Genomic DNA, 25,217 nt, shown 5'->3' with positions numbered 1-25,217 from the left:
AAGCCACCTTGAGCAGTCCACTGCAAGACCTGATCGACAGCAATCGCCGCTGGTCGGCGTCGGTAACGCAGGCCGATCCGAAATTCTTCGAGCGCCTGGCCAGACAGCAATCGCCCAAATACCTGTGGATCGGCTGCTCCGACTCGCGCGTGCCCGCCACGCAGATCGTCGACCTGCCGCCCGGCGAAATCTTCGTGCAACGCAACGTAGCCAACGTTGTGTCGCACACGGATCTGAACTGCCTCAGCACCATCCAGTTCTCGGTGGATGTATTGAAAGTGGAACACATCATCGTCGTCGGCCATTACGGCTGCGGCGGTGTGCAAGCCGTGCTGGACGAGCGCCGGCTCGGCCTGGTCGACAACTGGCTGCGTCACGTGGGCGATGTCGCGCACAAGCACGTGGACAAGCTGGCGGCGCTGGATTCCATGTCCTTGCGCAACATGCGCCTGTGCGAACTCAACGCGATCGAACAGGTGGTCAACGTCTGCCAGACCACCATCGTGATGGACGCCTGGGAACGCGGCCAACCGCTGTCGGTACATGCCTGGTGCTACGGTCTTTCCAACGGCCATATGCATGACCTTGGCATGCACGTTTCCTCGCGCGAGTCGCTACGCCCCAACTATGAGCACGCGCTTGAGCTGCTGATGCAGCGCGCACAGGAATTGCGATGAGCAACGCGGTCCGCACCGATACCGCACCGGCTCCGGTCGGCGCCTATCCGCATGCGCGCCGCGTGGGCAACCTGCTGTTTCTTTCCGGCGTCGGTCCGCGCGAACCCGGCACCAACCGCATTCCCGGCAACGTCCATGACGAGCAAGGAAACCTGGTCGGCTACGACATCGAGCAGCAATGCCGGCAAGTGTTCGCCAACGTGCGCGCGGTGCTCGAAGCGAGCGGCGCGCACTGGGAAGACCTGGTCGACGTCACCGTCTTTCTCACCGACATGGCGCGCGACTTCCCCGTCTACAACCGCCTCTATGCCGAATACTTCCAAGGCGTCGATGCCTGCCGCACCACATTGGGCATTACCGCGTTGCCGACGCCGATCGCGATCGAGTTGAAGTGCGTTGCCGCCTTGCCGGCATCGCACTCGTAAAACCAGGGCCACAAAAAAACCCGGGGGCCTTCGCCCACCGGGTCTTTCATCCGATCGGATGAGGAGAGATTACTTGCCTGCGGTGCTGCTGGAAGCCGGCTCAGCGGACTTCTTCGCCTTGTGCGACGACTTGTGGGTCGAAGACTTGCTGTGATGATGGGCGTGCTTGGTGGTGGGGGCCGACGTCGACGCGGATGCCGGAGCAGCCGACGAGTCCTGAGCCAGCACCGAACCGGAAAGAGCGACACCCGCCACGAGCAGGGAAGCGATCGCAAGTTTACGCATCATGATCATGAGCCTCGAGATTTTGGTGGCCACGGACCCGGCCGGAACCCGGCTATCGCGGGCGGCGTGACGGCCCTAACAATGCATCCATCTCGGCATACCGAAACTGAACGGACGTAGGAAAATTTCGAGTTCGCCGGTAGCTTTTTAAACAATTCTTGCCCGCCATGTTTGCGACTGACAGCCTCAAGCAAGGCAGCAACGCAGCAACTCGCGAATGATGGCCTGAACCTGCACGGCCTTGGCTTCGTCCCAGGCAAAGCTTTCTTCATCCATGTACTGGCACTGCGCCAGCTCCAGCTGCACGGCCTGCACACCTTCTGCCGGCTGGCCGTAGTGGCGCGTGATATGGCCGCCCTTGAAGCGTCCATTGACCACGAAGTCGTAGCGCCGCTGGCCCTCCAGCGCACGGGTCAAGCTCCATTGGAGATCAGCGCTGCAGCTCGCGCCATCGGCGGTACCCAGGTTGAAGTCCGGCAGGCGCCCTTCAAACAACATGGGCACGTGGCTCTTGATGGAGTGGCCGTCCCACAGCACCACCTTGCCGTGCTGCGCCTTCAGCCGCGCCAACTCGCCGGCCAACGCCTCGTGGTAGGGACGCCACCAGGTTTCGACGCGATGGCGGATGTCATCCGCATCGGGTGCCTGTCCGTCCAGGTACAGCGGCTGCCCGTCGAAGCCAATGGTGGGCGCCAGCCCCGTTTCGCGCCGGCCTGGATAGAGGGCATGCCCATCGCCGGGTCGGTTCAGATCGACCACATAGCGCGACGCCAGCGGCTTGATCAGGCTGGCTCCCAGCTCCTGCGCCAAGGGCTCGTACAGGCGCGCGACGTGCCAGTCGGTATCGGGCACACGGCGTGCGCCGGGTTGCATGCGCGCGGCCAGGTCGTCGGGAAGCCAGGTACCGTTGTGCGGCAGGCTGATCAGCAGCGGCACATCGCCGCGGGTAAGCGTGAAGGTATCCATTCCCGCAGTGTCGCCCGTCTGCGCTCAATGCAGCAACAGCAGTTCCTCGGCGGCAGTGGGATGGATCGCGATGGTCGATTTGAGATCCGCCCAATACAGCCCTTTCTGCATCGCCACCGCAAAACCTTGCAGCAATTCATCGCTGCCCGGCCCCAGCACGTGAATGCCGACGATCTTGCGCTGTTCGCCCACGCTCAGCAGTTTCACCACGCTTTGCTCGGAGCGGCCGGCCACCATCCACAGCAACGGCGTGTAGCGTCCCGTATGCACATTCACCGCGTCGCCATAGCGGGCGCGCGCCTGTTGCTCGGTAAGACCGACCGAACCCAGTGGCGGCTCGGAAAACACCACGCTGGGAATGACGCTGTCGTCGAGCTTCGCCTGCGCATCGCCGCCGATCAGCCGCTCCGCCAAGGCGCGTCCCGCCGCGACAGCCACCGGCGTAAGCGCCTTGCGATCGGTTACATCGCCGACGGCGCAGACGCCAGGCACGCTGGTGTTCTGGAACGCATCGACCAGCACGTGTCCGGCTTCGCCGCACTCCACGCCGAGTGATTCCAGACCTATATCGTTGCTGTTGGGCACGCGCCCGATAGCCCACAGCACCGCATCGTAGATGCCGTGCTCCACGCCATCGGTCGCCTCCAGCGTTACCTTGCCGGGTTGCCCGCGCGCCGCCTTGATCTGCGTATTGCGTACGATGCGAATGCCATGCGATTGCATCTGCACCGCCAATGCCTCGACCACTTCAAGGTCGAAACCCGTCAACAGGTTTTCGCGAACCAGCAGATCCACCTGGCAGCCCAGGCTACGCATCAGGCACGCAAACTCCACGGCAATATAGCCGCCACCGACGATCGCAATGGATTGCGGTGGCGCATCGAGCATGAAGATCTGATCGGACACCATGCCTAGCTCGAAACCAGGGATATCGAGCCGACGTGGCCGCGCGCCGGTGGCAATCACCACATGCGGCGCGCTCGCCTGAATGCCCTGCTCCGTCGCCACCGTATCGTGCGATACAAGACGCGCGGCTTCAGCGATCACACGGATGCCCGCCATGTCCAGGCGCGTCGCATAACGGTGCCGGATACCGGCGATGTACTGATCGCGCAAGATGCGAAAGCGCGCCCAATCCAGACGCAACGGCGCGCTTTCGAATCCAATCTCGCCGCCAAGCCGGTGCATGTCGGCGATCTGCGCGGCAAACCACATCGCCTTCTTCGGCACGCAGCCGCGGTTCACGCACGTACCGCCGAGTGCATCCGGATCGAACAGCGCCACGCGTGCGCCGAGCCGCGCGGCACGCTGTGCCGCGCTCAGCCCGCCGGAACCTGCGCCCAGCACGATCAGATCGAAACGCTCGCTCATGCATCCTCCAATCATTGGCGTCATTCCGGCGAAGGCCGGAATCCAGTTCAAATATGCTGCGCGAAGCGCTCAACATCAAAAAGGTTATGAGTGCTTCGCACGGTTTACTCAACTGGATTCCGGCCTTCGCCGGAATGACGACCTGTGATATCTCGCTTTTTATTTAGAGATAAAAACGTGACGGCGCATAAGGCGCCGGATCGATGGCAGGCGTGGCACCCAGCATCTGCGCCGCGACCAGTTCCCCCGTCGCCAACGACATGCTGACGCCCAGCATGCCGTGCCCCGTGGCCAAGTGCAGATTCGACCAGCGCGTGCTCGGGCCAATGATCGGCACTTCGTCCACGCTCATCGGCCGCCAGCCCCACCATTCCTCTTGCAGCTGCGGCCCTTCCGGTTCATGCAGGCCTTCCGCCGCGCCGCGTCGCAATGCATCCATGCGCGTGCGATTGAGCCCTTGCGCATAACCGGAAAACTCCATCGTGCTGCCAAGACGGAAACCGCTTTCCCACGTCGTGACGCAGACCTTGGGTTCGCGCAGCACCATCGCATGGCGCGGCGCCAACGTCGGTCGCGAATAGGTCAAGGAATAACCTTTTCCCGGTTGCATCGGCAAGCGCAAGCCAAGCTGCTTGCCGAGCAATGGCGACCAGGCGCCCAGTGCAAGCACCACGCGATCGGCGGTGAAATCACCGAGCGTCGTCGCCACGCTGGTGATGCTTCGATCGTTGGTGGCTATCCGCTCGATTTTCGCGCCGGTCTCGATCATGCCGCCATGCTCGCGCACCAGCCGCGCCAGTTCGGCGGCATAACGATCCGGCCGCAGGCGCGCATCCCCCGGGTGAAACAAGCCGCCCAGCACGCCCGGCTTGAGCGCCGGCTCCATCGCCTCCACCTCGTGGCCGCGCAGCCGTTGCACCGGAATCCCCAGGCGATCGAGCAACTGCGCATGATGATGTTCGTCGTCGGCCATCTGCGCGGTACTGCGATAGACGTATAGCAGTCCTTCTTCCACGAATTCGCAATCCAGCTTTTCCGTGCTGACCAGCTCGGCAATAAGCCGGCACGAGCGCTGCAGAATCGCACCTCGCGCTTTCGCCGCATGCTCAAAATCGCGCCACGTGCAACGGCGTGCAAAGCCCATCAGCCAGCGCAGACGCGGGCCGTCCAAACGAGGATTGAGATAGAGCGGGGCATCGGCGCGAAGCACCGAGCGCAAGGCCACGCCCAGCGTGCCGGGCATGGTTAGCGGCGCGGCATGGCTGGGCGTGAGCGTGCCGCAGTTGCCGTGCGAGGCACCGCAGCCGGGCGTGCCCTGCTCCAACACGCGCACCCGGGCGCCGCCTTTGAGCAGATGCAACGCCGAAGCCAGGCCGATGACACCGCCACCAAGGATCACTACGTCACTGCGGGAAGCATTCATCGGACCATTGTAGCCAAGGGATGCTCTGATCTATTCCATGCATCCGACGTGACGTCCAGAAGGCCCGCAGGGTGCATCGCGTGGCGCCGGGCAGACTGGCGGTCTGTTCAAGCCGCGCGGCGAAGCCTGCGGGCCTTCTGGATGTCACCCCGTCTTTAAAATTCAATAGGTTGGGGCCGCACTGTATGCGCGCCTCGCTTCGCCCCGCCGTCTCGATATACAACCAGTACGCCTTCACCGTCGGTGCAAACCGAGGCGGGCATACCGTGCGGTGACGGGTGCATGGAATGGATCAGAGCATCCCAAGAATTGGTACTTGCGCGGCAGTGGGTCGCGGGCGCAGGCTGGTATCACGAACACGACATCGCCTTCCCCATGCCGATGCGTCTGACGTCTGTGATGTGCCTGCTTTGCACGACCGTGCTGGTGGCCTCGATCAGCGCGCACGGGCAGCCGTCGGCGCCTTCCGCCGCACAATTGCTGAGCCGGTTCGGCAGCGCACCCAATGGCTTGGTGCGCCACGAATACCTCACCTCGGTGATGCCCCTGCTGAGCGGCGAAGACAAAACACTGGCGCAGCAACTGCTGTCCACCGTGGACAGCGAACTGGGCCTCTATAACCAGGCCATGATGACCTTCCCGTTCGACAACCGCATCGCGCCGCCTCGTTCCACGCCGCTGCCCCAGCCGGAGCAATGGCAGGCCGTCGACGCCGCGGATGCCGTGGCCGAGCTCGCCGCCAACCGGCGCAGCGTGATGGTCAACGAAGCGCATCACGATGCCCATACCCGCGAACTGACGCTGGCCTTGCTGCCGCGCCTGCGCGCGCTCGGTTTCCAGTACTTCGCCGTGGAGGCGCTGAGCGCCAAGGACCTCGACCTGATGCATCGCGGCTACGTCACGGAGACTTCCGGCAGCGAATACCTGCTCGAGCCTCTCTATGGCGACATCGTGCGCCAGGCTATCCACCTGGGCTACACCATCGTTGCGTACGATCCGGAAGATGCATCGCTGGCCGATCGCGATGCGGAACAGGCGCGCATTCTCTACGAAAAAGTGTTCGCCAAGGATCCACAGGCCAGGCTGTTCGTGCACGCCGGCTACTCGCACATCGACAAGGCCGCAGGCAATCTGGGCGGCGGCATCGAGCCGATGGCGATGCAACTGAAGCGCCTCACCGGCTACGACCCGCTCAGCGTGGACCAGACCCAATTTCGCGATGTCGCCATAGGCGGCCTCGATTTCGGCTTCTACAACACCATCGCCAGCCACTTCACTTTCCCCGTGCCGTATGTACTGCGCCAACGTGGCAGCGACACGATCTGGAGTTCCGATTCCAGGCAGCACGACGTCACCGTGATATTGCCGCCCGCTTTCGACAGCGACCTGGACGTCAACGGCATCATGAAGAGCGATGTATTGCGCCGCGAAGTCATACTGCCGCGCCTGCCCCTCGATCCCAACCATCGGCCGTCGTGGCTGACGCTGGGCGGCAAACGCGTGCCTTATCCGATCAGCGCCGAGCTGTGCGCCGGCCAGATGCCCTGCGTGGTCGAAGCCGATTACCCCGGCGAGCCCGACAATGCGACGCCGGCCGATCGTTACACCTTCCTGCGCAACAGCCATTCACACAACGTGCTTTATCTCTATCCTGGCCATTACCGCTTGCGCGCCTGGGATGACTCCGGCAAAACCCTGCAGCAGCAGGACATCAGCGTACCGTCAAACTGATTGGCTCTCTACTGTTCTTGTTGCCTTTCCAGCCACACGGGTAGCTTTTTATCGGACACCACCGCAACAACTACCGCGATGCCGCGCAGCGCGACGTGCTCGCGCGTCATTGACTTACCCGCCCAAGCAGGACAGCGGCAAGACGGCCGAAGCGTGGGTCAAGGTGTCCGTGCTTTTCAGCCTCGCCCTGCTGCCGCCGCACCCGCCCGGCCCGCGGGACGAGATGCCGCCGCAGGGTGCCCGATGCCTCCGCCACCCAGCCAGCCAAGCTCCCCCAACTCCTGAAAACTTCCCCGCAACTTGTTGATTTGCTAACCTCGACGCAGCACCAGCGCCGAGGTTTTGCAGATGGATTTGGCCATCGCAGGGGATCAAGACGAACACCCATCGCTCGCCCGCGCCCTACGCCTGGGCGCACTGGTGGGTGCCTTGCTGTTGCTCGCTGCATGCGCCGATTCCCCGCGTCGCGAGGCCACCTTCAAGCCCTCGGACTCGGCCCTTGCCAACGAACCGGCACGTGCACCGGAAAACGTCGGCACCGCCAACGACGTGCTGTTCCGCGCCATGGCCCTGGTCGGCACGCCGTATCGCTGGGGCGGCAACACGCCCACCGGCGGCTTCGATTGCAGCGGGCTGGTGGAATACATCTATCGCAATGCCGCCAATATCAATCTGCCGCACAGCTCGCGTGACATGGCGTTCGTGAGCGGCGAGAAGATCAAGCGCATGGATGAATTGGTAAGCGGCGACCTGGTGTTTTTCGGCAGCCGCGGCGGCATCAGCCACGTTGGCGTCTACGTCGGTAAAGGGCGTTTCGTACATGCGCCCAATAGCGGCGGCACGGTGCGGCTGGACGATATCGATGGGCCGTATTGGCGCGACCATTTCGAATACGGCAAGCGCCTGCTGGACTGACACGTAGGTTGACGGTGAGGACGCAGCCGAACCCCGACGCCGGCATATACATGGCAATGTCTGGGCTCGGCTGCGCCTCACCGCCAGCCTGTCCTGGCTTTCACAAAATTTATATTGTGCACAATTAAATTTGATGCTAATTTTCACCCCATGAAGAAATCCATCACCCCTTCCCTGCTCCTGGACGAACAGCTCTGCTTTGCGCTGTATGCCGCGTCGCGCCGCATGACGGCGGCCTACCGGCCCCTGCTCGAAGCACTGGAGCTCACCTATCCGCAGTACCTGGTGATGCTGGTGCTGTGGGAACGGGATGGGCTCACCGTGAGCGAGCTTGGCGAACGGTTGCAGCTGGATTCGGGCACGCTCACCCCGCTGTTGAAGCGGCTGCAACAAGCTGGCCTGGTCGGCCGCCGCCGCCGTGAAAGCGATGAGCGCGAAGTGGAAATCACCTTGACCGAAACCGGCGACACGCTGCGCGAACGCGCCGCCGAGGTGCCGCGCTGCCTGGCCGAAAAACTTTGCATGTCCGTGGACGCGTTTACGCGCCTGCGCGATGAGTTGAAAACCCTGGCGACCCAGCTCGCCTCCCCCAACGATCCATCCCACTTTGACCCAGGAGCATAAACGCCATGACCAACCCGACCAAAGTCCTCTACACCGCTACCGCCACCGCCAAGGGCGGCCGCGAAGGCCATATCCACAGCAGCGACGGCGTGCTGGATTTCGACCTGAAAGTGCCGAAGGAACTCGGCGGCCCGGGCGGCCACGGCAGCAACCCGGAGCAGCTGTTCGCCGCCGGTTATTCGGCCTGCTTTGAAGGTGCCGTGCGTTACGTTGCACGCGAAAAGAAGGTTGCGCTGAAGGATGCGTCCGTGACCGGCCACGTCGGCATCGGCCCACGCGAACCCACTGGTTTCGCCATCCAGGTGAAGCTGGAAGTGAGCCTGCCGGGTATCGATCGTGCCGTGGCGCAGGAGCTGATCGACATTGCGCACCGTGACATCTGCCCGTATTCGCATGCCACGCGCGGCAATGTGGATGTGCAGATCAGCCTGGTTTGATTTGCCCGGCGTTGAATGCAACAACGGCGCCGAAAGGCGCCGTTGTCATGTCCGAACTCAATGCACTCAATGCGCCTCAGCACCCGGCGGATGCGCGTGCCCGTGCTGAATCTCTTCCTCGGTCGCCTCGCGCACTTCCTGGATCGCCACGTCGAAGTTCAGCGTCTTGCCGGCCATCGGATGGTTCATGTCCACGTCGATGGTGCTCATGCCCACCTTGTGCACCGTCACCGCGCGCTGGCCGCCTTGCTTGAGCGACAGCACGGTGGTCATGCCGGGCTTCAAGCGATTGCCCTGGTGGAAGTACTTCTTCGGCACGCGCTGGATCTGGCCTTCCTGGCGCTCGCCGTAACCCTCGGCCGGCGGGATTTCCACCTGCAGCGAGTCACCGGCGCCGTGCTCTTCCAACGCCTTTTCCAGGCCCGGGATCAACTGGCCATGGCCCAGCAGGATCCACAACGGCTCGCCGCCGTCGTGCGAGCTTTCAACCTTCTCGCCGTCCACGGTAAGCGTGTAGTGGAACGCGATGACCTTGTCCTTGCCAGCCTTCATTGCTTGTCTCTCGACTCAGGTAAAAAATCTATTCTACCGGTTTCACCACCTTCCCCGGCGGCCACGGCAGCATCGTCGCTGTAGACGGCAAAATGATCGCCATTCAAGCTGAATTGCGCCGTTTCGCGCATACCCAACCGCTGATGGGCGCGGATCGAGCCAAGGTTGTCGCGCCGGATGAAAAGCACCGCTTCGCGATTCGGCAACCGACGCCTCAGCGCCGCGTACAACTGTGGCAGCAAGCCCCGGCCCCGCTCGGTCTCGGCGATGCAGACCGGGCCATAGGCATAGGCGGACGGGCTGCCCGACCACGCCCGCCACATTGCCCGGATCGATGGGGGTTCCTCCGCGCCGCCCTTGGCCGCACTGAACAGCACCCCGACGAGTTGCCCTTCCCGGCGCGCAACGATGACTGGCATGCCGTTCAAGCTCATGCGCGCCACGACCTCACGCGTAAAATTACCGGTCAACGAACCGCCCCGGTCCGCTGCGTTGGCTTGCAGCAGCGCGGCTATTTCGTCCACATCTGCGGCTGCGGCAAGTTCGAGTTCATACATGGCCAGTCCCGTCCTGGTGCTAGGCTGGCCATTATTCCCCGAAACGGACGCCCCTGGCTTCCGGCCCCAGCCACACCAGCAGTGCCAGCAACACGGCCACCGCGGCGATCCACAGCGACATCACCAACGGCAGACCCGCCCCTTGCGCCGCCAGCCATGATTGCGCCGTGGCGGTACCGGCAGCGATCAGGTTGCCCATCTGATAGGCAAAGCCGGGCAATGTGCCGCGCACGGCATCGGGCGATAATTCGTTCAGATGCGTCGGTACCACGCCCCAGGCGCCTTGCACCATCACCTGGATCAGGAACGCCCCCAAGCCCAGCAGCAACAGCGAGCCGCCGTAGGTCCACAGCGGAATCACCGGGATGGCCAACAAGGCGGACACGATCATGGCGCGGCGCCGCCCCGCTTTTTCCGACCATCCGCCGAAGAAGATGCCACCCACCAGCGCGCCGAAATTGAGCAAGGCCACCAACAGGAACGCCGCGCTCGATCCGGTCGGCAAATGCAGGTTCACTTCCTCAAACGTGTGATACATGTCCTGCGAGCCATGGCTGAACATATTGAACGCCGCCATCAGGCACATCAGGTAGATCGCGAGCTTCCAGTGTCCACGCATCGCCTCGCCGAGGCTGCGCTTGCCATGCGCGGCTTGGCTCGCCTCCCACGCCGGCGACTCGGGCACCTTGCGGCGGATGTAGAGCACCAGCAGCGCCGGCACCGTGCCGACGACAAACAGACCACGCCAACCGATGTGATCGATCAACAACCAGTTCGCCAACGCACCCAGGAAAAACCCGCACGGATAGCCACTTTGCAGCAAGCCCGACACCAGGCCGCGCGACTTCGCCGGAATCGACTCCATCGCCAGCGACGCACCAATGCCCCATTCGCCGCCCATCGCCACGCCGAACAAGAAGCGCAACGCCAGCAACATCGTCATCGAGGTGGAAAACGCGGTGGCCAGTTCGAACACCGAAAACAGCAATACGTCGGCCATCAGCACCGGCCGGCGACCGAAGCGATCCGCCAGTCGGCCAAATAGCAAGGCGCCCACCGGGCGTGCCGCCAAGGTCAGGAACACGCCCAGCGTCACCTCGGTGCGATCCACGTGAAATTCGTTCGCGATGCCGACGATCACGAAGGTGAAGAGAAAATAGTCGAACGCGTCCAACGTCCAGCCCAGAAAGCTCGCCAGCACGGTATGCCGCTGCTCATGATTCAACTCGCGAAGGGTAGACAGGACGGACATGCAACACTCCCGATAGGCGGCTGCGCAGGCTACCATGATGCCGCGGCGGCCTTCATGTATAATGCCCATTCGAATCGCTCGCTTTGTTGGCGTCGCATTCCTCCCACATCCCTATATACGGCAACGCGGTTCTAGACGAAGGCTCCGGGTTGCAACAGGAGCTAATCATGTCTTTCGAATCGCTGGGCCTTGCCCCTGCGTTACTGCGCGCGCTTGCCGAACAAGGCTACGCCGAACCCACGCCCATCCAGGCCGGCGCCATTCCGGTGGTGCTTGAGGGCCACGACCTGCTGGCCGCCGCGCAGACCGGCACCGGCAAGACCGCCGCCTTCTCGCTGCCCTTGCTGCAGCATCTGTCCACCACCGAACCCACCCGCAAGCAGCGTCCGCGCGCCTTGGTGCTTACGCCCACGCGCGAGCTGGCCGCTCAGATCAACGACAACGTCCGCGCCTACGGCAAGCATCTGCGCGTCAGCAGCGCGGTGATCTTCGGCGGCGTGAGCATGGGGCCGCAGGTGCAGGCGCTGCGCCGCGGCACCGATATCGTCATCGCCACGCCGGGCCGGCTGGTGGATCACATGCAACAGCGCACGATCGATCTCTCCGGTGTGGAAGTGCTGGTGCTGGACGAGGCCGACCGCATGCTCGACATGGGCTTCCTGCCGTCGCTCAGGCGCATCATCGGCGCGCTGCCGAAACAGCGCCAGACGCTGCTGTTCTCGGCCACCTTCGCACCGGAGATCAAGGCACTGGCGATGCAGTTCATGCAATCGCCGCACGAAGTGTCGGTGACGCCGGCCAACAGCGTGGCCACCACGGTGAGCCATCAGGTGCATCCGGTAGACGGCACGCGCAAGCGCGATCTGCTGCTGCACGTACTCAGCCAGGACAGCCGCCGCCAGACGCTGGTGTTCAGCCGCACCAAGCATGGCGCCGACAAGCTGGTGCGCTACCTGGAGCAATCCGGTTTGCGCGCCGCGGCCATTCACGGCAACAAGAGCCAGAACAATCGCACCAAAGCGCTGGCCGATTTCAAGAACGGCCGCATCACCGTGCTGGTGGCGACGGATATCGCCGCACGCGGCATCGATATCGACCAATTGCCGATCGTGATCAACTACGACCTGCCGATGGTGGCCGAAGACTACGTGCACCGCATTGGCCGCACCGGCCGCGCCGGCGCCAGCGGCATCGCCTTGTCGCTAGTGTGCCATGAAGAATCCGGCCTGTTGCGCGATATCCGCAAACTGTTGAACCAGGACATAGCGATCAGCGAAGTGCCTGGCTTTGAGCTCTCCACGCCACTGCGTCTGGACGCGCATGCTCCGCGTCCCAAGCAAGGGCAGCGTCAGCCGCGCCAGGGTGGCAACGGGCATCGTCCGCATGGGCATGCGCAGCAGGGCAATGCGGCTGGCGAACATGCGATGGGGAATCGCAAGCGCCAGCGGTCGCGTGGGCGCAAGCCTGCCGCGAAAGCGTAGTTCGATCTGGCCTGAAATTTCAGGCCGTCATTCCCGCGAAAGCGGGAATCCATTTCAAAGGCATCGGAGCAACATGGATTCCCGCTTTCGCGGGAATGACGGCGCTTCGTGATTGAGATTTCGGGATCTAAATCGGCAACCAACGCAGCATGCGGGAGCGGCTTTAAGGCAACACTGATGCCTTAACCCTCCGGGCAAATCAACGCCGTCAGCACGTGGTCTTCCCATACCCCTGCAATCTGCAGATACCGCTTCGCATACCCTTCCTTCTCAAACCCAAGCGATGTCAGCAATCGCGCACTGCGCTCATTGCGCGGCAGGTAATTGGCCATGATCCGGTGCAATCCCAATTCACCGAACGCCCAGTCAATGCCCACTTCCAGCACCTCGCGCATCAAACCCTGCCCTTGCATACGCTCGGCCACGCCATAGCCGAGATGGCAGGCCTGGAATGCACCGCGCACGATATTGGAAAAACTGAAAGTGCCGATGATCGCCTGCTCGTGGCGATCGAACACCAGCAAGGGATAACCGCGATCCTGCGCCGCACTCTGGCGAGCTAGCCCGATCGACTGAATGCAATGCTCCACGGTGTAGAACGCTGCCTCGTGCAACGGCTCCCATGGCGCAAGATGTGCGCGATTCTCTACGCGATAGCGCAGCAGCTTGGTCGCATCCGTGACCTCTGCAATACGGATGCGCGCCCGCGGCGTCTCCAGCGACGGCAAGGCAACCACGGCGCTCAACGCTCCTGATCCATCGGCCCCTTGCGCCGGGCTGCCATCACCGCCCTGGCACGCGGCTCGGCCAGGGCCAGCGCGGTCGCCTCGCCGATCCCCGTGGACGCTCCCGTAACCAAGGCAATGCGATCTTTCAGGCGGTTCTTCATTACGGCTCCTGGTAACGACACAATCCGTCAAGAGTATGTCCGCCATGGGCTGTTACAATAGTGGCCTTTCTCCCGCATGCCGCGCGCATGCCACCTCGAGGTTTCCCCATGTCGTCCCCGTCTTCCGACTCTGCTCCGGCCACCGCTGGTTTCTCTGCGCTTGCCCTTACGCCGGAAGTGCTGCGCGCACTGGCCGACGTGGGATACGAAGCGCCCTCGCCGATCCAGGCCGCGACCATCCCGCCGCTGCTCGAAGGCCGCGACGTGCTCGGCCAGGCGCAGACCGGCACCGGCAAGACGGCCGCCTTCGCGCTGCCGATTCTTTCGCGCATCGCAATGCGCCCCGGCAAGCCACAGGCGCTGGTGCTGGCGCCGACGCGTGAACTGGCCATCCAGGTAGCCGAGGCGTTTCAGCGCTACGCCGCCCATATGCCGGGCTTCCAGGTGCTGCCGATCTACGGTGGCCAGAGCTACGGCCCGCAATTGCATGCCCTGCGCCGAGGCGTACACATCGTGGTGGGTACGCCGGGCCGCGTGATCGATCACCTGGAACGCGGCACGCTGGACCTTTCCGAACTGCGCTTCATCGTGCTGGACGAAGCAGATGAAATGCTGCGCATGGGCTTTATCGACGACGTCGAAAAAGTGCTGCAAGCCACGCCGCCGGAGCGTCAAGTGGCGCTGTTCTCCGCCACCATGCCGCCGCCGATCCGCAAGATCGCGCAGCAGCACCTGAAGAACCCGGTGGAAGTCACCATCAAGGCGGCCACCACCACCGCCGCGAACATCCGCCAGCGCTATTGGTGGGTGAGCGGCATGCACAAGCTGGATGCGATGACCCGCATCCTGGAAGCCGAACCGTTCGACGCGATGATCATCTTCGCGCGCACCAAGCAGGCCACCGAAGAACTCGCCGAAAAGTTGCAGGCGCGCGGCCTGGCCGCCGCCGCCATCAACGGCGATATCGCGCAGCCGCAACGCGAGCGCGTGATCCAGCAACTGAAAGAAGGCAAGCTCGACATTCTCGTCGCCACCGATGTCGCCGCACGCGGCCTGGACGTGGAACGCATCAGCCACGTGCTGAACTACGACATTCCCTACGACACCGAAAGCTACGTGCACCGCATCGGCCGCACCGGCCGCGCCGGCCGCAGCGGCGAGGCGATTTTGTTCGTCACCCCGCGCGAGAAAGGCATGCTGCGCGCGATCGAGCGCGCCACGCGCCAGCCGATCGAGGAAATGAAGCTGCCGACGGTGGAGGCCGTCAACGATCGCCGCATCTCGCGCTTCAAACAGAACATCAGCGATACGCTGGCCATGGGCGGGCTGGAACAATTCCAGCAGCTGATCGAGCAATTCGAGCAGGAGCACAACATTCCTGCGATCGAAATCGCCGCAGCGCTGGCACGCATCGCCCAGGGCGATCGCCCACTGCTGCTGGAAGCGCCGCCCAAGCGCGAACGTGCGCAGGAACGCGAACCGCGACCTGCTCGCGCGCAGGATGGCGAATCGCGGCGTCCGGCGCGGGAATCGCGCCATCGCGACGATCATCCGCGCGACTTCGCACCGCGCCAGCAGCGTCCGCATGCCACGGAAGAAGGCAAGCGCACGTATCGCATCGAAGTGGGCCATGAGCATGGCGTGAAGCCCGGCAACATCATCGGCGCCATCACCAACGAGGCCGGCCTGGAAAGCCAGTTCATCGGTCGTTTGAGCATCCGCGACGACTACAGCCTGATCGACCTGCCCGATGGCATGCCGCCGGAAGTCTTCCAGCACCTGAAGAAGGTGTGGGTCAACCAGCAGCAATTGCGCATCAGCGAGTGGGATGGCAACGAGGCCGACGCAGGCGGCGCGCGTGCGCCACGCAAGCCGGGCGGCTTCAAGCCGGCGCATGCGCGTGGGCATGCGGGCGGCAAGCCGAAGCACGGGCGCGGAGGCGATAAGCCCGTACGCCGCAAATAGGCGCGTAACCCACACGGCCGTCATTCCCGCGAAAGCGGGAATGACGGCCGTGTGGGTTACGGTATGCAAGAGCGCGTCGTCGTTGCTCCCAGCGCAACGGTGTGTTCTAGCCAACTTAGCGCTGCAAACCTGTTCGTGCGGCCATACTTGGTCGCCATGAACAACCCGTGTTGGGGTTGTCACCCCAACCTACGCAGCCATGAACACTCTCCCTAGCCTTTACATCTCCCACGGCTCGCCGATGACTGCCTTGCAACCGGGCAAGGTCGGCCAGCGGTTGGCCAGCATTGTCGCCGAACTTCCGCGCCCGAAAGCCGTAGTGATCGCCACCGCCCATTGGCTGGCGCATCAGCCGAGCGCGGGTGGCGCGGTGCAGCCGGAAACCATCCATGATTTCTACGGTTTTCCGCGTGAGCTTTTCGAGATCCAATACCCGGCACCTGGCGCACCGGACGTTGCCGCGCAGGTTGTGCAATTGCTCGACCGTGCCGGGTTGGAACCTCTCCTCGACACCAACCAGGGTCTTGACCACGGCGCCTGGGTGCCACTGCGCCTGCTTTATCCGCAAGCAGACATTCCAGTTGTTCCGCTCTCCATCCAGCCAAATCTCGGCCCCGCCCATCAATACGCCGTGGGCCGTGCGCTGGCGCCGCTGCGCGAGCAAGGCATCCTGGCGATCGGCTCCGGCAGCATCACGCATAACCTGCACGACTTCCGCGCCGGTTATAGCGAAACGAACGAAGCACCGTACCTGCGCCCGTTCCTCGGCTGGATCGAACAGAAAATCAAAACGGGTGATGTCGCTGCCTTGCTCGATTACCGACGCCAGGCGCCCGGCGCCGAGCGCGCACATCCCACCGACGAGCATCTGCTCCCGCTGTATGTGGCGCTCGGCGCGGCAGGTGAGCACGTCAAAGGGCAGCGCATCGATGCAGGGATCGAGCTTGGCTTCCTTGCTATGGACATCTACCGCTTCGACGGCTGACCGCCACGCTGGAATGCCAGCGCTTGCGCAGGGTGGGATGCAATCCCAGCATCAGGAGCCAAAAACAGCCGGGATTTCATCCCAACCTACGCTTACTTCACGGTGATCGTCCCCGTCATGAACGGATGCACGGTGCAGAAGTAGGTGTAGGTACCGGGCTTGGAAAACGTCACCGAATAGGTATCACCTCCATCCAGCGCCTTCGACGACTTGAACTGCTCGCCTGGGCTGGTCACGGTATGCGGCTCCTCGTCCTTGTTGGTCCACACCACCTTGGTGCCCACGGGCACGCTGAGTTCCTTGGGTTGGAAGGCGAACTTCTCGATCGTCACTTCCGTGTGCTTGCCTTGGGATGACGAAGTACCGGCAGCCATCCCCGGCAGCGCAGCGCCACTTAGCGTGAGCATCAAGAGCAGCATTAAAAACTTCCGTACGGTCTTGCGCATCACGTCAACTCCTTGTCGGTGACGGCCAAAGGGCCAGTACCTTTCACATGTCGCACGTCGCGAATACCGATGTATTTATGCAGCTCGTCCGCCGGTACTTTTTTCGGCCCGGGCGCAGGGGCTTCGCCTGGTGCAGGTTGCGGGTAAGCGGTGGCGCGCGCGGTGTAATAAGTGATGCTGCCTTCCACTTTCTGCTGGATCTGGTGGATATGGCCGTTAAGCACGGTCACCGAACCGAAGCGCTTCAGATAGCTCATGGCTTCGGCGCTGTCCTCAGTGCCCCAGCCCCACTGGGTATACACATCCCACAGCGGCATATGCGCCAGTACCACGACAGGCGTTGAAGCGGACAGACCGGCCAGATCGTTCTTCAGCCATGCCAATTGGTCCGCGCCCAGCCCGCCAAGACCGACCGGCGGCTTGAAGCTGAGCACGTTGATCAGGCCCACGAAATGCACGCCGTCCTTGTCGAAGCTATACCAGCCGCCCTTGTTCTGCTTCTGCCCGAAGCGCTTGAAGAATTCGGCACCGGCGTCGCCGATCACGTCATGCTCGCCAGGTACGTAGAAGGTTTCGCCGACGTTGGCTTCCTGCATGATCCCTTGCAGCGTATCGAACTGCCCGGGCGTGGAGAGATGAGTAAGATCGCCCGTGTGCACCACGAACGACGGCTTCTGCGCTTTCACCATCGCCAGCGATTTGCGCAAGGTACCGACCACGTCCGGATTGGCTTCCTTATTGAAGCCGATGTGCGAATCGCTGATCTGCACGAAACTGAAAGTGGCGTCCTTGGCTGCCATCGCAGCCGATTCGCCCAATGGCTGCGCCCGCAGCACGCCGCTTTTCATCACCCAGAGGGTGCCGGCCCCGGCCCAGGCCATACACTTGAGAAATTGCCGCCGGTCTTCCGTGCGGCTGTCATCGTTCGCCATTGCTAGCTCCGCTTGCGTAGGCCACCCATCGCGGCCTTCAATTGCGTTTACTCACGGGGCTGCCGGCTTATTCCCATAACCCGGACCACAGACTTGTTTCCAATAAAGGAATAAAGTCGCTCGAAATACGGTATTAGGCTTCATGCTCATGTCTCCCGATGCCCGACAACCTCCCGCGCATGGCAATACAAGCTTCGAAAGCTGCGTAGTGCCGTACCTGGATGCCGCCTACAACCTGGCCCGCTGGCTGGCGCGCGACGACGCAGATGCGCAGGACGTGGTGCAGGAATCCATGCTGCGCGCACTTCGCTACTTCAACAGCTTCCGCGGCGACGATGCTCGCGTATGGCTGCTGGCCATCGTGCGCAACACGTTCTATTCGCTGCGCAGCAAAGCAACCTCGGGCGCAACGCATGAAACCTTCGACGACGACGTCCACGTGCTGGTGGACGAGCAGCCTTCGCCCGAGGCTCGTGTCTTGCTGTCCTTCGACATCCAGGCCTTGCAAGCGGCGCTGGAAAACCTGCCGCCTCCCTTGCGCGAAGTCATCGTGCTGCGCGAACTGGAAGAATGCTCATACAAGGAAATTGCCGCCATCACGGGCCAGAAAATCGGCACCGTGATGTCACGACTGGCCCGCGCGCGCGAACGGCTGAAAGCCGAACTGTCCCACTCTTTCATCCATGAGGCACGCCGTCATGATGTGTGATGACGCAAGGCTGCTTCTGCACGCCTATCTCGACAACGAACTGGATGCCGCCCAAAGCGTGGCGGTGGTCCGGCACATGCAAAGCTGCCCCAGTTGCGCGGCAAGCTTTGCCGATTACACCAAGCTGCGCGAAGGCATGGCGCGCGCGTCCCTGTATCGCCGTGCACCGGATGCCTTGCGTAAACAGTGGTCTGCCGAAAAACCGGCTCCGCCGGCTGTGCAACCAGCCAGGGCACGCCGTGCGCCCGTCGCGCTGGCGATGGCCGCCGGTTTTGCGGCGGCCGTCGCCATGGCCGCGCCGCTATGGTTCCTCACGGCGCATCGCAGCGGCGACACCGCTCAGTGGGCGAACGAAGCCATTTCCAGCCACATTCGCTCGATGCAGCCGCAGCATCTGGTCGACGTGGTGTCGACCGATCAGCACACGGTAAAGCCGTGGTTCGACGGCAAGCTGGATTTTTCGCCGCGCGTGAAAGATCTCGCCAGCCTGGGCTTTCCGCTGGTGGGCGGCAGGCTTGATGCGCTCGGCGGACGCGACGTCGCCGCGCTGATCTACAAGCGGCGCCTACACATCATCAACCTCTACCAGTGGCCGGTTACGTCCAGCGACACCTCGCCCAGCACTACGCAGATGCATGGCTATGCCGCCATCCAGTGGACGGCCGATCGCATGCATTTCGTGGCGGTATCCAACGTCAGCGAAAACGACCTTCGTCAGTTCGTGCAGGATTTCCAGGACGACAGCGTTACGCCGTTGATGCGTTGAAGGCGATCCAGTCTTCGTGCGTCAGCGGTGGCAGGCCGTGCTTGATACGGGCCCTGTCGCATTGCAGGCTAGGCTCACCAGCTTCCCATGCCGGCTGTACTTCGCGGCACACCGACGGACGTTGCGGATGGATACGGCAGCGGCTCGCCACGCCAATGTTGCCTTCCAAGGCAACGCAATGCGGCTGGTACGCCTGCGTACCACGCATCACCAGGCGATGCGGGTCGAGCTTTTCAGCAAGTTCCACCGGTACCTGGCCGCCCATGGCAGGCTCGGCCTCGCTCCAATGGAAGGCGACGCGGAAACTGGCGCAACACGCGCCGCAGCGCAAACATGGATGCATCATGGCGATTGAACGAATGCGCCCCCTGGCGCAAGTTTTCGCTTTGCACGCTGGAATGAAATCCCAGCCAGCAAAAGCTACAGCGCGTCGCTAAACGTATTGCACGACCGAATATCCCCACTCTCCAATCCGGTCTTGAACCATTTCACCCGCTGCGCCGAGGTGCCGTGCGTAAACGAATCGGGCACCACCGTGCCACGCGCCTCGCGCTGCAACGTGTCATCGCCGATCTGGCTGGCGGCATTGAGCGCGGATTCCACGTCACCCGGTTGCAGCCATTGCAGGCGTTGCTGCGTGCGGTTGGCCCACACGCCGGCAAAGCAATCGGCCTGCAATTCCTGCCGCACGGAAAGGCCGGTAGCGCCTTGCATGGCCGCGCCTTGCCGCTGCAACTGGCTGGTCTTGGCAAAGATGCCCAGCTGATCCTGCACGTGGTGGCCGACTTCGTGCGCAATCACGTAAGCGCGCGCGAAATCGCCGCTGCTATGGAAGCGTGTCTGCAACTCGCGGAAAAAATCCAGGTCCAGGTAAACCTTCTGGTCACCCGGGCAATAGAACGGGCCCACCGCCGTGGACGCGGCGCCACAGGCCGTATTCACGCCACCGCTGAACAGCACCAGCTTGGGATCGACATAGCTGCGTCCCATGCCGGCAAAGATATCGGTCCAGGTTTTCTCGGTGGAACCCAGCACCCGGCTGACGAATTCCTTTTGCTGCGGATCCACCTGCGCCGGTTGGCTCGTTGGTGCATAGGTGCTGGGCTGACCACCGCCCTGATCGAGCAGCGCCAGCGGATTCTTGAAAAAGATCCAGCCCAGCACGGCCAGAATCAGCAGGCCGCCAATGCCCATCCGGCCGCCACCGAAACCAAATCCACGGCCACCACCACCGCCCTGGTCGACTTCGACGTTCTGACTCTCTTCGCCTTTCTGCCAGTCCATAACGCCTCCCGCATGCGCCCCGCCGTGCAATGCCGGCCAACTCCCACAGCATCGCATCAAAACGCTACAGTGGCACATCCTTTTCCACACGCGTGCGCCACATGACTCAAAACCTGCCCGCCCTGGTCACCCTGCTGACGGTCCTTCTGCAATTCGGCACGATGTGGGTGGTTGGCCACGCGCGAGGCAAGTACCGCATCCAGGCGCCCGCCATCAGCGGCCATCCGGTGTTCGAACGCGCTTATCGCGTGCAGATGAATACCCTGGAAAACACGGTGATGTTTCTGCCGACATTGTGGTTGGCTGCACATTACGGCTACGTGTTCTGGGCCGGTGTCGCCGGCCTGGTGTGGGTGTTGGGGCGCGTGTGGTATGCCATCGCTTATCTTGGCGACGCCGGCAAACGCGGCGGCGGTTACATGGTTGGCATGGTGGGCTGGGCGGCGACGCTGGTGATGGCTGCCTTGGGCCTGGGCCGCGCCCTGCTGGCCGGCTGAACCGCGTACCGAGGACGTCCCGATGTTCAAGCCGGCCCCACCGGCTACGCCATGGCCCTCTTCCAAACTCCCGGGCGTGCTGCATGCCATCGGCCTGGTGCTGCTGTATTTCCTGCTGCAAGTCGGTGCCGGTGTGCTGATGGGCCTGGTTGTTGGCGTGTTGGAAAAAATTCGGCATCCGCAATCGTCGTTTGCCAATGTGCACAAGCATGTGATGAACGTGCTGCGGCAAACCGACAGCAGCGTCATGCTGATGGTGGTGGCGCTGCCGTTGATCGCACTGCTTATGTTCTGGCTGGTGCGCCGACAATGGCCGCAGTTGTGGCTGCAAGCCGAACCACCCGGCTTCGGTTTCAACGCGCCGTACGGCTCTCGCTGGTATGCCGCGGCAGTGCTGGTCGGCGTGGTGATGCCCCCTTTGGGTGCCTTGCTCACGCAACTGCTGGCACACGGCCATGACGTGACGCAGAACGTGCAGGAACTCACGCAGCATGCATCGCGCAACCTGCGTCTGCCACTGGCCATCGTGGCGGTGACGATCGGGCCGATGGTTGAGGAGTTGATGTTTCGCGGCGTGCTGCTTTCCGCTTTGATGCAGCGGATGTCGGTTGCACCGTCCGTTGCGATATGCGCGATGCTGTTCGGCCTCGTGCATTTGGCCGGCCTGGATTTTCAGTGGTACGCGCTGCCGAACCTGATGTTGTTTGCAGCAGTGCTGTGCTGGCTGCGCTTGAAAGCCGGCTCGCTATGGCCGCCGATTCTGGCGCATGGCTTGTATAACCTGTTTGCGCTGGTGGCATTGCTGGCAGCCACCTGACCGCGCCGCAACCACCCCATGTCGGGGTTCGGCTGCGCCTCGCCCCCTCCGTGACCCGCGCGGCAGGCGTTATACGGCCATCCCGAACGTCCGCAACAGCTTCGCCGTCTCAAACACCGGCAAGCCCATCACGCCCGAATAACTCCCTTCCAGATATTCGATCAACGTCGCCCCCCTACCCTGGATGGCATAGGCCCCCGCCTTGCCGAACGGTTCGCCGGTCGCGACATAGGCGGCGATCTGTGCCCCGCTCAAGTCCGCAAAACGCACGCGCGAGATGCAGACGTCGTCGTGTTCACGCTTGGCCGATACCACGCACACCGCCGAAATCACTTCATGCGTACGACCGGAAAGCGATTGCAGCATTTGCATCGCATCGTCGGCATCTTTCGGCTTGCCGAAGATGCGATCGCCCTGCACGACTTCCGTATCGGAGGCGAGCACCAGCGCATCCGCCTGCACGCTGCGCTCCAGCGCTTCCCATCCTGCCTGCGCTTTGTCGCGCGCCACGCGCCGCACGTAATCCACCGGCGATTCTTCCGGGAACGGCACTTCGGCCACATCCACCTCCAGCATGGAAAAAGTCACACCGAGCTGGCCGAGCAATTCGCGCCGGCGTGGCGATTGGGAGGCAAGATAGAGCATGAATCACCAGGTTCCTTGTGGGGAATTGAAAAGCACCTTACTGCAACAACCACGGCGACGACGTACTCCAGAAGACAATGTGCGCGCCGAGGTAATGCCGTCCAAAATCCTCCAGCTGCGTCCTCGTGAACGGCTTGCCGGTCTGCGGGTCCTTGTATGTCAAGGTCGGCTCCTGCACCGCCATCGCAATCATCGCCAGCCGATCCTTGTAGCGATGGAAGAACGGGTATGCATTATGCATGTGCGCCTTGCGATACGGCACGATATCCGGGCCGCCCAGGCCGACGTCATGCTCAAGCGCGGCCTCGAACAGGCGCTGCATATAGCGATGGTCATTGTCCCATTCGCAGGGCCAAAAGTTGACGTACTGCACCACCACCGACCGTTGGAATACCTTGCGCGCAAACAGCATGTTTTCCCGTTCTGCCGCAAAGTATTTGTCGCAGGTGAATCCTGTCTTGTCGTGCTTCTGATCGATATCGGCGGCGGTTTCCGGCAGATTGATGCCTTCCACCCGCCCGTCAAAGGCCTTGGCGAGCTCCTTTAACAATTGTTGATAGCGGCGGCGTACATCCGGATTCCATTGTTGCGTCACCCAGCCCTGCGCCTGCGGCACACCTTCGCCCGGATTGTCGATCTGGGCAACGAGGCCGCCACCGTAAGAAGGTTCGGTAAGCAGATAATCCGGAACATCGCGCGCTTCCTTGTCGAAGAAGCGATCCTGGATCTGGATGAACAGCGCCTTCTGCAGCGCTGCCACGCGAGCGAGATCCCGTTCTATCGGCGAAAAATCGTAGCGGCCCTTCTGCGGCTCCAATTGCCGCCAGGTGTAGACGATCTGCACACCATCGATATCGGTGCGCTGTAGCAGATGCTCATAGCCGTCGAGTCCGCCCTGCCGCAGAAACAAAAAATTCCTGGCTTCTTTTGCCGTAGCCGCTAAGGGGAGCAATAGCGCCGCCAGCATCAGTAGAAAACCGCTCAGCTTGCCCATGCTTGTCATCCTCGTCCATGCAGGAACAACCATAGTAGGTTGGGTTGGCGCGGCGTAACCCAGCATTGCCACATCGAATGGGCTTGGCTACGTTGCGCCACTCCACGCTACAGCATGAGGCCGTAGTCGCAAAATTCGTGATCGCGTCGCCAGCCAAGCGATTCGTAGAGCGCCTGCGCGGGCGTGTTGTCCTGCGCCGTCTGCAGCCACAAACCGGTTGCGCCGCGCGCCCGCGCATGTTCGGCCGACGCGGCAAGCAAAGCACTCGCAACACCCAGCCTGCGCGCCATGGACGCTACAAAAAGATCATTCAGCAGATAGATGCGTGCCGTACGCACGGATGAAAAGAGCGGATACAGTTGCACGAAGCCGATGCCGGTTCCCTGTTCGGCGTGGGCCAGCAGGATTTCCGATTCATGCTGCGCAAAACGCTCTGCGAGAAACGTGCGCGCACGCGCGGGATCGGCGGCCTGCCGATAAAACTGCCGATAGCCGTCGAACAATGGCACGAGGGTGTCGAGATCCTGGATGCTCGCCGGACGAACTTCAAAGCGCATGACAACTCCGATGACAATGCAATGACGGCGCGCGCCATCGCTTTCATGCGCGATGGTACGGATGGCCTGCGAGCAAGGTGGTCGCGCGATAAAGCTGCTCCACCAGCACCAGCCGGACCAGCATATGCGGGAGGGTGAGTGGTCCCAATGACCACTTTTGATCGGCGCGGGCTAACACTTCCTGCGCGTGGCCATCGGGACCGCCGATAAGAAAGGCCAGGTCGCGCCCGGCCATGCGCCATTTCGCCAGCTGTTCGGCCAGATCTTCGCTGGACCAGGTTTTGCCGCGCCCGTCGAGTGCAATCACATGCGTATCGCGCGGCAATGCGGCGAGGATGGCGCTGCCTTCGTCGTGTATCGCACGCGCATCATCGCGGCCTTTGCCGCGCGTGCCAGGCTTCAGTTCGATCAATTCGAGGGGCAAATCGTGGGAGAGCCGTTTGCGGTATTCGGCAAACCCTTCTGCAACCCATGCAGGCATGCGTTCGCCGATGGCGATCAGGCGGGCGCGCATTCCGGCTTTTTTTCAGCCTGTTGCCAGAGCTGCTTCGCCCTCGGCGTCGCGGTCACCCACGGTCCACAGGCGCTCCAGGCCGTAGAACTCGCGAATGCGCGGCAGCATCACGTGCACGATGACGTCGCCCAGATCCACCAGCACCCACTCGGCCTCCTGTTCGCCTTCGACACCCAGCGGCATCACGCCCGCCTCTTTGGCGAACTTGACGACTTCGTCGGCGATGGATTTCACGTGGCGTGCCGAGGTGCCGGAAGCGATCACGAGCAGGTCGGCGATGGAAGTTTTGCCGCGTACATCAATTTCCCGGATGTCCTTGGCCTTGAGGTCTTCAAGGGCGGCGATGACGGTCTTGCGCAGGGCGGCCGTGTTGACGGCCTTGGTATGACGGATGGTGGTCAAGAGTTGGGGCCTCTTAAGCGTTTCGGCAGCGCGGGATCGCGCAAGCGCAGTATATCCGCCTTGCTGTGACGGGACGTCAAGCGCTTTTTTCTCAAGGCAACACTGATCAAGTATCGCCG

31 protein-coding genes are annotated in these 25,217 nt (G+C 62.7%); 13 read left to right on the top strand and 18 right to left on the bottom strand.

What is annotated here, in order from left to right:
* Nucleotides 1–8 precede the first annotated feature (8 nt).
* Complete coding sequence (gene can / locus V7M64_RS07370; protein ID WP_333678192.1) at nt 9–677, top strand: carbonate dehydratase; 669 nt, start codon at nt 9–11, stop codon at nt 675–677.
* Nucleotides 674–1,102, top strand: coding sequence for a Rid family hydrolase (locus V7M64_RS07365; RefSeq protein WP_333678191.1), 429 nt, complete (start codon nt 674–676; stop codon nt 1,100–1,102). The genes can and V7M64_RS07365 overlap by 4 nt, the downstream gene beginning before the upstream one ends.
* A 69-nt stretch (nt 1,103–1,171) precedes the next feature.
* Here V7M64_RS07365 and V7M64_RS07360 read toward each other — a convergent pair whose 3' ends face one another.
* The 4 genes from V7M64_RS07360 to V7M64_RS07345 form a co-directional block, all read right to left on the bottom strand.
* Complete coding sequence (locus tag V7M64_RS07360) at nt 1,172–1,390, bottom strand: hypothetical protein (protein WP_333678190.1); 219 nt, start codon at nt 1,388–1,390, stop codon at nt 1,172–1,174.
* Nucleotides 1,391–1,573: 183 nt separating this feature from the next.
* Complete coding sequence (gene hutG, locus V7M64_RS07355) at nt 1,574–2,353, bottom strand: N-formylglutamate deformylase (RefSeq protein WP_333678189.1); 780 nt, start codon at nt 2,351–2,353, stop codon at nt 1,574–1,576.
* A gap of 24 nt (nt 2,354–2,377) precedes the next feature.
* A complete protein-coding gene (gene gorA, locus V7M64_RS07350; RefSeq protein ID WP_333678188.1) occupies nt 2,378–3,724 on the bottom strand; it encodes a glutathione-disulfide reductase in 1,347 nt (448 codons plus the stop codon).
* 163 nt (nt 3,725–3,887) lie between these two features.
* Nucleotides 3,888–5,147 carry an FAD-dependent oxidoreductase gene (locus tag V7M64_RS07345; protein WP_333678186.1) on the bottom strand — a complete coding sequence of 420 codons (1,260 nt, stop codon included), beginning with the start codon at nt 5,145–5,147 and terminating at the stop codon, nt 3,888–3,890.
* Nucleotides 5,148–5,429: 282 nt separating this feature from the next.
* On the opposite strand from V7M64_RS07345, the gene V7M64_RS07340 reads away from it, so the two are divergent.
* The 4 genes from V7M64_RS07340 to V7M64_RS07325 all read left to right on the top strand — a co-directional run bounded on the left by V7M64_RS07340 (nt 5,430) and on the right by V7M64_RS07325 (nt 8,854).
* Nucleotides 5,430–6,878: a hypothetical protein gene (locus V7M64_RS07340; RefSeq protein ID WP_333678184.1), complete on the top strand. Its 1,449-nt coding sequence runs from the start codon at nt 5,430–5,432 to the stop codon at nt 6,876–6,878.
* A 348-nt stretch (nt 6,879–7,226) separates the two neighbouring features.
* Entirely contained in the window at nt 7,227–7,793 is a 567-nt protein-coding gene (locus V7M64_RS07335) for a C40 family peptidase (RefSeq protein WP_333678183.1), read from the top strand.
* Nucleotides 7,794–7,943: 150 nt separating this feature from the next.
* On the top strand, nt 7,944–8,417 hold the full coding sequence (locus tag V7M64_RS07330) for a MarR family transcriptional regulator (RefSeq protein WP_333678182.1): 474 nt from the start codon (nt 7,944–7,946) through the stop codon (nt 8,415–8,417).
* Nucleotides 8,418–8,422: 5 nt separating this feature from the next.
* Nucleotides 8,423–8,854, top strand: coding sequence for an organic hydroperoxide resistance protein (locus V7M64_RS07325; protein WP_333678181.1), 432 nt, complete (start codon nt 8,423–8,425; stop codon nt 8,852–8,854).
* 66 nt (nt 8,855–8,920) lie between these two features.
* On the opposite strand, the gene V7M64_RS07320 is transcribed toward V7M64_RS07325, so the two are convergent.
* The 3 genes from V7M64_RS07320 to V7M64_RS07310 are packed head-to-tail and all read right to left on the bottom strand — an operon-like array spanning nt 8,921 to nt 11,215.
* The gene (locus V7M64_RS07320) at nt 8,921–9,406 is read right to left on the bottom strand and encodes a peptidylprolyl isomerase (protein ID WP_333678180.1); all 486 of its coding nucleotides are present in this window, start codon (nt 9,404–9,406) and stop codon (nt 8,921–8,923) included.
* Entirely contained in the window at nt 9,403–9,963 is a 561-nt protein-coding gene (locus V7M64_RS07315) for a GNAT family N-acetyltransferase (protein WP_333678179.1), read from the bottom strand. The genes V7M64_RS07320 and V7M64_RS07315 overlap by 4 nt, the downstream gene beginning before the upstream one ends.
* A gap of 31 nt (nt 9,964–9,994) precedes the next feature.
* A complete protein-coding gene (locus V7M64_RS07310) occupies nt 9,995–11,215 on the bottom strand; it encodes an MFS transporter (RefSeq protein ID WP_333678177.1) in 1,221 nt (406 codons plus the stop codon).
* A gap of 167 nt (nt 11,216–11,382) precedes the next feature.
* On the opposite strand from V7M64_RS07310, the gene V7M64_RS07305 reads away from it, so the two are divergent.
* On the top strand, nt 11,383–12,696 hold the full coding sequence (locus V7M64_RS07305) for a DEAD/DEAH box helicase (RefSeq protein ID WP_333678175.1): 1,314 nt from the start codon (nt 11,383–11,385) through the stop codon (nt 12,694–12,696).
* 182 nt (nt 12,697–12,878) lie between these two features.
* Here the strand turns inward: V7M64_RS07305 and V7M64_RS07300 are convergent, their stop codons facing one another.
* Together V7M64_RS07300 and V7M64_RS07295 are read right to left on the bottom strand one after the other, a co-directional pair.
* Nucleotides 12,879–13,433: a GNAT family N-acetyltransferase gene (locus V7M64_RS07300; protein ID WP_333678288.1), complete on the bottom strand. Its 555-nt coding sequence runs from the start codon at nt 13,431–13,433 to the stop codon at nt 12,879–12,881.
* A 5-nt stretch (nt 13,434–13,438) separates the two neighbouring features.
* Entirely contained in the window at nt 13,439–13,585 is a 147-nt protein-coding gene (locus V7M64_RS07295; protein ID WP_333678173.1) for an SDR family NAD(P)-dependent oxidoreductase, read from the bottom strand.
* Between the two features lie 108 nt (nt 13,586–13,693).
* Here V7M64_RS07295 and V7M64_RS07290 point away from each other — a divergent pair, with 108 nt between their 5' ends.
* Together V7M64_RS07290 and V7M64_RS07285 are read left to right on the top strand one after the other, a co-directional pair.
* A complete protein-coding gene (locus V7M64_RS07290) occupies nt 13,694–15,550 on the top strand; it encodes a DEAD/DEAH box helicase (RefSeq protein WP_333678171.1) in 1,857 nt (618 codons plus the stop codon).
* A 199-nt stretch (nt 15,551–15,749) separates the two neighbouring features.
* Nucleotides 15,750–16,535, top strand: coding sequence for a class III extradiol ring-cleavage dioxygenase (locus tag V7M64_RS07285; protein WP_333678169.1), 786 nt, complete (start codon nt 15,750–15,752; stop codon nt 16,533–16,535).
* A gap of 92 nt (nt 16,536–16,627) precedes the next feature.
* Here the strand turns inward: V7M64_RS07285 and V7M64_RS07280 are convergent, their stop codons facing one another.
* Together V7M64_RS07280 and V7M64_RS07275 are read right to left on the bottom strand one after the other, a co-directional pair.
* Nucleotides 16,628–16,981 (bottom strand): cupredoxin family copper-binding protein, encoded by a 354-nt coding sequence (locus tag V7M64_RS07280; RefSeq protein WP_333678168.1) that lies wholly within the window; start codon nt 16,979–16,981, stop codon nt 16,628–16,630.
* Nucleotides 16,981–17,913 carry a metallophosphoesterase gene (locus V7M64_RS07275; RefSeq protein WP_333678166.1) on the bottom strand — a complete coding sequence of 311 codons (933 nt, stop codon included), beginning with the start codon at nt 17,911–17,913 and terminating at the stop codon, nt 16,981–16,983. The genes V7M64_RS07280 and V7M64_RS07275 overlap by 1 nt, the downstream gene beginning before the upstream one ends.
* 148 nt (nt 17,914–18,061) lie before the next feature.
* Here V7M64_RS07275 and V7M64_RS07270 point away from each other — a divergent pair, with 148 nt between their 5' ends.
* Nucleotides 18,062–18,622 carry a sigma-70 family RNA polymerase sigma factor gene (locus V7M64_RS07270; RefSeq protein WP_333678165.1) on the top strand — a complete coding sequence of 187 codons (561 nt, stop codon included), beginning with the start codon at nt 18,062–18,064 and terminating at the stop codon, nt 18,620–18,622.
* Nucleotides 18,612–19,388: an anti-sigma factor gene (locus V7M64_RS07265; protein WP_333678163.1), complete on the top strand. Its 777-nt coding sequence runs from the start codon at nt 18,612–18,614 to the stop codon at nt 19,386–19,388. Before V7M64_RS07270 ends, V7M64_RS07265 begins: the two co-directional genes overlap by 11 nt.
* Here V7M64_RS07265 and V7M64_RS07260 read toward each other — a convergent pair.
* Both V7M64_RS07260 and V7M64_RS07255 read right to left on the bottom strand, forming a co-directional pair.
* Nucleotides 19,369–19,734, bottom strand: a complete 366-nt coding sequence (locus V7M64_RS07260; RefSeq protein WP_333678162.1) for a YkgJ family cysteine cluster protein — start codon at nt 19,732–19,734, stop codon at nt 19,369–19,371. The genes V7M64_RS07265 and V7M64_RS07260 overlap by 20 nt on opposite strands.
* A 74-nt stretch (nt 19,735–19,808) precedes the next feature.
* Nucleotides 19,809–20,672, bottom strand: coding sequence for a neutral zinc metallopeptidase (locus V7M64_RS07255; RefSeq protein WP_333678161.1), 864 nt, complete (start codon nt 20,670–20,672; stop codon nt 19,809–19,811).
* Nucleotides 20,673–20,773: 101 nt separating this feature from the next.
* On the opposite strand from V7M64_RS07255, the gene V7M64_RS07250 reads away from it, so the two are divergent.
* Nucleotides 20,774–21,169, top strand: coding sequence for an MAPEG family protein (locus tag V7M64_RS07250; RefSeq protein ID WP_333678159.1), 396 nt, complete (start codon nt 20,774–20,776; stop codon nt 21,167–21,169).
* A gap of 22 nt (nt 21,170–21,191) precedes the next feature.
* Entirely contained in the window at nt 21,192–21,986 is a 795-nt protein-coding gene (locus V7M64_RS07245) for a CPBP family intramembrane glutamic endopeptidase (protein WP_333678157.1), read from the top strand.
* A gap of 69 nt (nt 21,987–22,055) precedes the next feature.
* Here V7M64_RS07245 and V7M64_RS07240 read toward each other — a convergent pair whose 3' ends face one another.
* The 5 genes from V7M64_RS07240 to rsfS all read right to left on the bottom strand — a co-directional run bounded on the left by V7M64_RS07240 (nt 22,056) and on the right by rsfS (nt 25,098).
* Complete coding sequence (locus V7M64_RS07240) at nt 22,056–22,631, bottom strand: Maf family protein (protein ID WP_333678155.1); 576 nt, start codon at nt 22,629–22,631, stop codon at nt 22,056–22,058.
* Nucleotides 22,632–22,668: 37 nt separating this feature from the next.
* Nucleotides 22,669–23,625: a hypothetical protein gene (locus tag V7M64_RS07235; protein ID WP_333678154.1), complete on the bottom strand. Its 957-nt coding sequence runs from the start codon at nt 23,623–23,625 to the stop codon at nt 22,669–22,671.
* A 107-nt stretch (nt 23,626–23,732) separates the two neighbouring features.
* Nucleotides 23,733–24,182, bottom strand: a complete 450-nt coding sequence (locus tag V7M64_RS07230) for a GNAT family N-acetyltransferase (RefSeq protein ID WP_333678152.1) — start codon at nt 24,180–24,182, stop codon at nt 23,733–23,735.
* Between the two features lie 43 nt (nt 24,183–24,225).
* Complete coding sequence (rlmH, locus tag V7M64_RS07225) at nt 24,226–24,696, bottom strand: 23S rRNA (pseudouridine(1915)-N(3))-methyltransferase RlmH (protein ID WP_333678150.1); 471 nt, start codon at nt 24,694–24,696, stop codon at nt 24,226–24,228.
* A gap of 12 nt (nt 24,697–24,708) precedes the next feature.
* The gene (gene rsfS / locus V7M64_RS07220) at nt 24,709–25,098 is read right to left on the bottom strand and encodes a ribosome silencing factor (RefSeq protein ID WP_333678149.1); all 390 of its coding nucleotides are present in this window, start codon (nt 25,096–25,098) and stop codon (nt 24,709–24,711) included.
* Nucleotides 25,099–25,217 lie beyond the last annotated feature (119 nt).

Source organism: Dyella sp. (assembly GCF_036746095.1).
GTDB lineage: Bacteria > Pseudomonadota > Gammaproteobacteria > Xanthomonadales > Rhodanobacteraceae > Dyella_B.
Note: the sequence above shows the minus strand (reverse complement) of the source record. Positions and strands in the feature narration are given on the sequence as shown.

Bases quoted from the DNA above. Each gene is read 5' to 3' on its own strand.
- V7M64_RS07270 (WP_333678165.1), top strand. From the start codon at position 18,062: ATGTCTCCCGATGCCCGACAACCTCCCGCGCATGGCAATACAAGCTTC.
- V7M64_RS07310 (WP_333678177.1), bottom strand. From the start codon at position 11,215: ATGTCCGTCCTGTCTACCCTTCGCGAGTTGAATCATGAGCAGCGGCAT.
- V7M64_RS07330 (WP_333678182.1), top strand. From the start codon at position 7,944: ATGAAGAAATCCATCACCCCTTCCCTGCTCCTGGACGAACAGCTCTGC.
- V7M64_RS07275 (WP_333678166.1), bottom strand. From the start codon at position 17,913: ATGGCGAACGATGACAGCCGCACGGAAGACCGGCGGCAATTTCTCAAG.
- gorA (WP_333678188.1), bottom strand. From the start codon at position 3,724: ATGAGCGAGCGTTTCGATCTGATCGTGCTGGGCGCAGGTTCCGGCGGG.
- V7M64_RS07340 (WP_333678184.1), top strand. From the start codon at position 5,430: ATGGAATGGATCAGAGCATCCCAAGAATTGGTACTTGCGCGGCAGTGG.
- rlmH (WP_333678150.1), bottom strand. From the start codon at position 24,696: ATGCGCGCCCGCCTGATCGCCATCGGCGAACGCATGCCTGCATGGGTT.
- V7M64_RS07365 (WP_333678191.1), top strand. From the start codon at position 674: ATGAGCAACGCGGTCCGCACCGATACCGCACCGGCTCCGGTCGGCGCC.
- V7M64_RS07245 (WP_333678157.1), top strand. From the start codon at position 21,192: ATGTTCAAGCCGGCCCCACCGGCTACGCCATGGCCCTCTTCCAAACTC.
- V7M64_RS07250 (WP_333678159.1), top strand. From the start codon at position 20,774: ATGACTCAAAACCTGCCCGCCCTGGTCACCCTGCTGACGGTCCTTCTG.
- V7M64_RS07315 (WP_333678179.1), bottom strand. From the start codon at position 9,963: ATGTATGAACTCGAACTTGCCGCAGCCGCAGATGTGGACGAAATAGCC.
- V7M64_RS07360 (WP_333678190.1), bottom strand. From the start codon at position 1,390: ATGATGCGTAAACTTGCGATCGCTTCCCTGCTCGTGGCGGGTGTCGCT.
- V7M64_RS07335 (WP_333678183.1), top strand. From the start codon at position 7,227: ATGGATTTGGCCATCGCAGGGGATCAAGACGAACACCCATCGCTCGCC.
- V7M64_RS07280 (WP_333678168.1), bottom strand. From the start codon at position 16,981: ATGCGCAAGACCGTACGGAAGTTTTTAATGCTGCTCTTGATGCTCACG.
- V7M64_RS07265 (WP_333678163.1), top strand. From the start codon at position 18,612: ATGATGTGTGATGACGCAAGGCTGCTTCTGCACGCCTATCTCGACAAC.
- V7M64_RS07320 (WP_333678180.1), bottom strand. From the start codon at position 9,406: ATGAAGGCTGGCAAGGACAAGGTCATCGCGTTCCACTACACGCTTACC.
- V7M64_RS07285 (WP_333678169.1), top strand. From the start codon at position 15,750: ATGAACACTCTCCCTAGCCTTTACATCTCCCACGGCTCGCCGATGACT.
- V7M64_RS07255 (WP_333678161.1), bottom strand. From the start codon at position 20,672: ATGGACTGGCAGAAAGGCGAAGAGAGTCAGAACGTCGAAGTCGACCAG.
- V7M64_RS07230 (WP_333678152.1), bottom strand. From the start codon at position 24,182: ATGCGCTTTGAAGTTCGTCCGGCGAGCATCCAGGATCTCGACACCCTC.
- V7M64_RS07235 (WP_333678154.1), bottom strand. From the start codon at position 23,625: ATGGGCAAGCTGAGCGGTTTTCTACTGATGCTGGCGGCGCTATTGCTC.
- hutG (WP_333678189.1), bottom strand. From the start codon at position 2,353: ATGGATACCTTCACGCTTACCCGCGGCGATGTGCCGCTGCTGATCAGC.
- V7M64_RS07290 (WP_333678171.1), top strand. From the start codon at position 13,694: ATGTCGTCCCCGTCTTCCGACTCTGCTCCGGCCACCGCTGGTTTCTCT.
- V7M64_RS07295 (WP_333678173.1), bottom strand. From the start codon at position 13,585: ATGAAGAACCGCCTGAAAGATCGCATTGCCTTGGTTACGGGAGCGTCC.
- V7M64_RS07325 (WP_333678181.1), top strand. From the start codon at position 8,423: ATGACCAACCCGACCAAAGTCCTCTACACCGCTACCGCCACCGCCAAG.
- V7M64_RS07305 (WP_333678175.1), top strand. From the start codon at position 11,383: ATGTCTTTCGAATCGCTGGGCCTTGCCCCTGCGTTACTGCGCGCGCTT.
- V7M64_RS07260 (WP_333678162.1), bottom strand. From the start codon at position 19,734: ATGATGCATCCATGTTTGCGCTGCGGCGCGTGTTGCGCCAGTTTCCGC.
- V7M64_RS07240 (WP_333678155.1), bottom strand. From the start codon at position 22,631: ATGCTCTATCTTGCCTCCCAATCGCCACGCCGGCGCGAATTGCTCGGC.
- V7M64_RS07345 (WP_333678186.1), bottom strand. From the start codon at position 5,147: ATGAATGCTTCCCGCAGTGACGTAGTGATCCTTGGTGGCGGTGTCATC.